3 protein-coding genes are annotated in these 4023 nt (G+C 68.8%); all 3 read right to left on the bottom strand.

Going from position 1 to position 4023, the window contains the following annotated elements; all coding sequences use genetic code 11:
- Positions 1–433: 433 nt before the first annotated feature.
- On the bottom strand, positions 434–1078 hold the full coding sequence (locus UK12_RS32035; protein WP_045306727.1) for a response regulator: 645 nt from the start codon (positions 1076–1078) through the stop codon (positions 434–436).
- The gene (locus UK12_RS32040) at positions 1042–2349 is read right to left on the bottom strand and encodes a sensor histidine kinase (RefSeq protein ID WP_197085349.1); all 1308 of its coding nucleotides are present in this window, start codon (positions 2347–2349) and stop codon (positions 1042–1044) included. Before UK12_RS32040 ends, UK12_RS32035 begins: the two co-directional genes overlap by 37 nt.
- Before the next feature lie 355 nt (positions 2350–2704).
- Positions 2705–4023: ABC transporter permease (locus tag UK12_RS32045; protein ID WP_045306728.1), on the bottom strand; the 1319-nt coding region annotated here is incomplete at its 5' end.

Raw genomic sequence — 4023 nt, forward strand, 5'->3', positions numbered from 1 at the left:
GTTTCCAGCTTATCAGATGCTTTCCGCTCCGTTTTCCGGAGTTTCACTCACCCGATCCGCTTTCCTTCGGCCTTTCGGCGCTCCAGACTCTATCAGATCGCTCTGGCCGTCTTTCACGCTTCCCGGCTCTCGGAAAAGCCTTTGCCGAACCGACCTGACGGCCCGTCCGACGCCCCAAACCTTAGCCGATCCCCGCTCCGAGAAGCGAACCCGGCCACAATCCAGAAAAGCACACAACAATTCCAACCGAGACATGCCGGAGCACGACTCAGCTCGAACAGAAGAAGTGGTGTTTCAGAGGATTGGCCGCCCCGGGACCGTCCGCGCCGATGCGTGTCCGGTGCTCCCTGCCGAGCGACTAGAGAACACTACCCCTATCGGGGACCGGGGGCAAACTCGGGCTGGTCCGGCCGGGCTCGCGCTGTCGGGGGCATCAGGCATTGAGGTAGGCGAGGACCGCGAGGACCCGCCGGTTGCTGTCGCTGTCCGGGGGCAGCATGAGCTTGACGAAGATGTTGGAGATGTGTTTGGCCGCCGCGCCTTCGGTGATGAAGAGGCGCTGGGCGATGGCGGTGTTGGAGCAGCCCTCGGCCATGAGCTCCAGCACGCCCCGCTCACGTGCCGTCAGTGCGCCGAGCGGTTCGTCGCGGGCGTGGCTCACCATCAGCTGCGAGACCACGGCGGGGTCCATGGCGGTACCGCCGGCGGCCACTCGGCGGATCGCGTCGATGAACTGCTCGTTGTCGAAGACGCTGTCCTTGAGCAGGTAGCCGATGCCGCCGGTGCCGTCGGCGAGGAGCTCCCGTGCGTACATCTGCTCGACGTGCTGGGAGAGGACGAGGATCGGCAGCCTGGGGATCTCGCGCCTGGCCTGGAGTGCCGCCTTCAGGCCTTCGGTGGTGAAGGTCGGCGGTAGCCGGACGTCGACGATCAGGATGTCGGGACGGTGCCTGGCGGCGGCTTCGAGCAGGTCCGGACCGTTGTCCACGGCGGCCACGGTCTCGAACCCGTATGCGTCAAGGAGCTGGATCAGCCCCTGCCTCAGGAGGAAGAGGTCTTCGGCGAGGACAACACGCACGGTATCTCCATCTTTATTACGGTCGGACCGCCCGGGGGGCTGCTGATGTCCAGGGTTCCGTCGAAGGTGGCCAGTCGGCGGCGGATGCCGTGCAGCCCGGTGCCCTTGGTGGCGTCGGCGCCGCCGCGGCCGTCGTCGGCGACCCGGGCGTGCAGCACGCCGTCCTCGTGCCAGGCGGTGACCTCGACGTGGTCCGCACCGGAGTACTTGAGTGCATTGGTCAGCAGCTCCGACACGGAGAAGTACATGGCGGACTCGAGCGGCGGGGCCGGCTGGCCGGGGATGTCCACCGTCACCTCGACCTGGAGCGGGCTGGCGAGCCCCAGGGCTCGCAGCGCGTCGGCGAGGCCGCGTTCGGCGAGGACCGGGGGGTGGATGCCGCGGACCAGGTCGCGCAGTTCCCGCAGGGCGGACACGGAGGACGCGCGGGCGTCGAGCAGCAGTCTGCGCGCCTCGTCCGAGTTGCTGTCGAGGTGCCGCTCGACGGCCCCGAGGGTCATGCCGAGGCTGACCAGCCTGGCCTGGGCGCCGTCGTGCAGGTCGCGCTCGATGCGGCGCAGTTCGGCGGCCGCCGCGTCCAGTGCGCCGGACCTGGTCTCGGCCAGGTGCCGGACCCGGGTGGCGAGTACGGCCCGTTCGGTCGGGCCGAGCAGGAAGCGGGTGAAGTACGCGTGCGCCTTGAGGATCGGCGGGCTGACCCACATCCAGGCGAAGAACAGGGCCACGGCGGCGACCGCCGCCAGCAGGGCGCTCGCCGAGCCCTGGACCGGGACGAAGAAGTACTCCCGGCCGCTGCCGCGGGCGTGGAGTACGGGCCGCCAGAGGCCGCCGGCCAGGGCGAGCCCTTCGAGGACGTAGTAGAGGACCGCGGCGGGCAGGAAGCCGATCATGCCGACCGCCGAATTGAGCAGCAGCCACAGCAGGTCCCGCCAGCTGGCGGGGTCGGTCAGAATCCACTTGCAGCGGCGGATCCACCCGACGATGTCCTTTTCGAACTCCTTGGGCTCCGGCCGGTACGGGACCGCGACCTGGACACCCGACCGTCCGGCGGTGCGACGGCTGGCGTTGCACAGCCAGCGGACCGCCTTGGTGACGATCGGCAGCATGACCGCGCCGATGCCGATGACGAAGAGGATCACGAAATAGGCGGTGACCAGGAACAGGCACAGGGACGCCATGGCTCCGAGTGCGATCATCACGCCGACCACCAGGTCTCCGCAGGCCCGGCGGAAACGGGCGGGCACCTCGCGGAGCAGGGCTCCGATGCTCACCGGGTCTCGTCCGGGTCCGCGCGCAAGCCGGAAAGGTCGGGTAAGCCGAGTAAGCGGGAAGAGTCGGGTAAGGCGGAAGAGCCGAGCCGTACGGCTATGCGGTAGTCGAAGCACACCAGAGCGATCGTCCATCCGTGACAGCAGCGATCCCGCGAGCCCCGCATCCTACGGGTACGTACCTCGACGTACCGCACGGATGAGGCTAGCGGGTTTTCCCGGTGATCGCCACGCTACTAAAACTCAATGATCCGTGACGAGTTGACTGGTGGTCGGCCGGATCGGAACCACGTGTCGCCGGTCGCACCACGGGGCCGCTCCCCCGTCGGGTGACGGAGAAGCGGCCCCGGGTTCACGGTCAGGCGGGGGTCCTGGCCGTTTCGATCGGCGGCGTCCGCATCCCCCTCCAGGAGGGGAACAGGGTCGCGCCGAAGATCAGTGCGAGAGCGCCGCCGATGATCGCCAGGTAGATGCCGATCGAGCCCGACGGCAGCGGCGAGTCCGCCTTGACCAGGCTGTACGGGACGATGGTGGTCGCCGCGGCGATGGTGCCGAGGACGGTCGCGATGACCGCGACCAGGGCGCCCTCGACGCTCAGCATCCCGATCACCTGCGCCCGGGTGGCACCGGTCAGCCGCTGGAGGCCGAACTCGCTGCGCCGCTTGCGGGTCACCGCCACCAGGGTGTTGATCACGGTGATCGCCGCGTATCCGACGATCATGGCGACGATGGTGTAGTTCGACGAGACCAGGATCTGCTGGATCTGGGAGTTCTCGCTGGTCAGCGTGGAACGGTCGGCGATCCTGGTGCCGGGCACCGAGGTCGCCACCGTGTCCAGGTGGGCCTGGAGTTGGCCGGAGTCGGTGCCGGCCTCGGCGCGGACCAGGATCTGCTTCGGCAGGCCGGCGGTGGTGTGTGCGGCCAGCACGGTGGAGGGCAGCAGCAGGTACTCCTGCTTGGGGTTGTCGGCGTAGAGGGCGACGACCTTCGGGGCGGCTGCGGCACCGTCGCCGAAGTGGATCTTCAGCGAGTCCCCGATCCCGACGCCGAACTTCTCCGCCTGCTTGTCCGACAGGGCCACCGCGTCGCCCCGCAGTTCGCTGATCGAGCCGGTGAGCGAGTCGAGCGCGATGGTCTGCCCGGCCCCGTCGGCGGACACGCCGCGCAGGTCCATGTCGGTGCTTCCGCCGGAGGTGTCCACGAAGCCCGTCGAGGTGACCAGTTCCGAGGCGCCGGCCACGCCGGGGACGGCGCGGACCGTACCGACCACGTTCGGGCCGAAGCCGCCGGTCGAGGAGTCGAGCACGTAGTCGGCGAGCACGTTGCTGGAGTAGCTCTTCGCGGAGACGTGGTCCTCCGTGGACTGCATGTACAGCGTGCCGGTGGCGATGCCGATCAGCAGCACGATGGGTGCGACCGCGCCCGCCATCCGGACGTTGTTCGTGGTGGCGTTGCGGATCGCCATGTACCCGGACAGGCCGGTCAGCAGCCGCACCGGCCAACTCAGCGCCACCACGATGCCCTTGGTGATGCCGGGCGCCAGCAGCGCGAGGCCGATCGCGAAGAGCACGGAGGCCGGTCCCGCGGTGCTCGCCAGGGTCGGGCCGTCGGTCATGACCGTGGCCGTGATGACCGACAGGGTGACACCGTTGACCAGGAAGAACAGCGCCAGCAGCA

It is taken from the genome of Saccharothrix sp. ST-888 (assembly GCF_000955975.1).
GTDB lineage: Bacteria > Actinomycetota > Actinomycetes > Streptomycetales > Streptomycetaceae > Kitasatospora.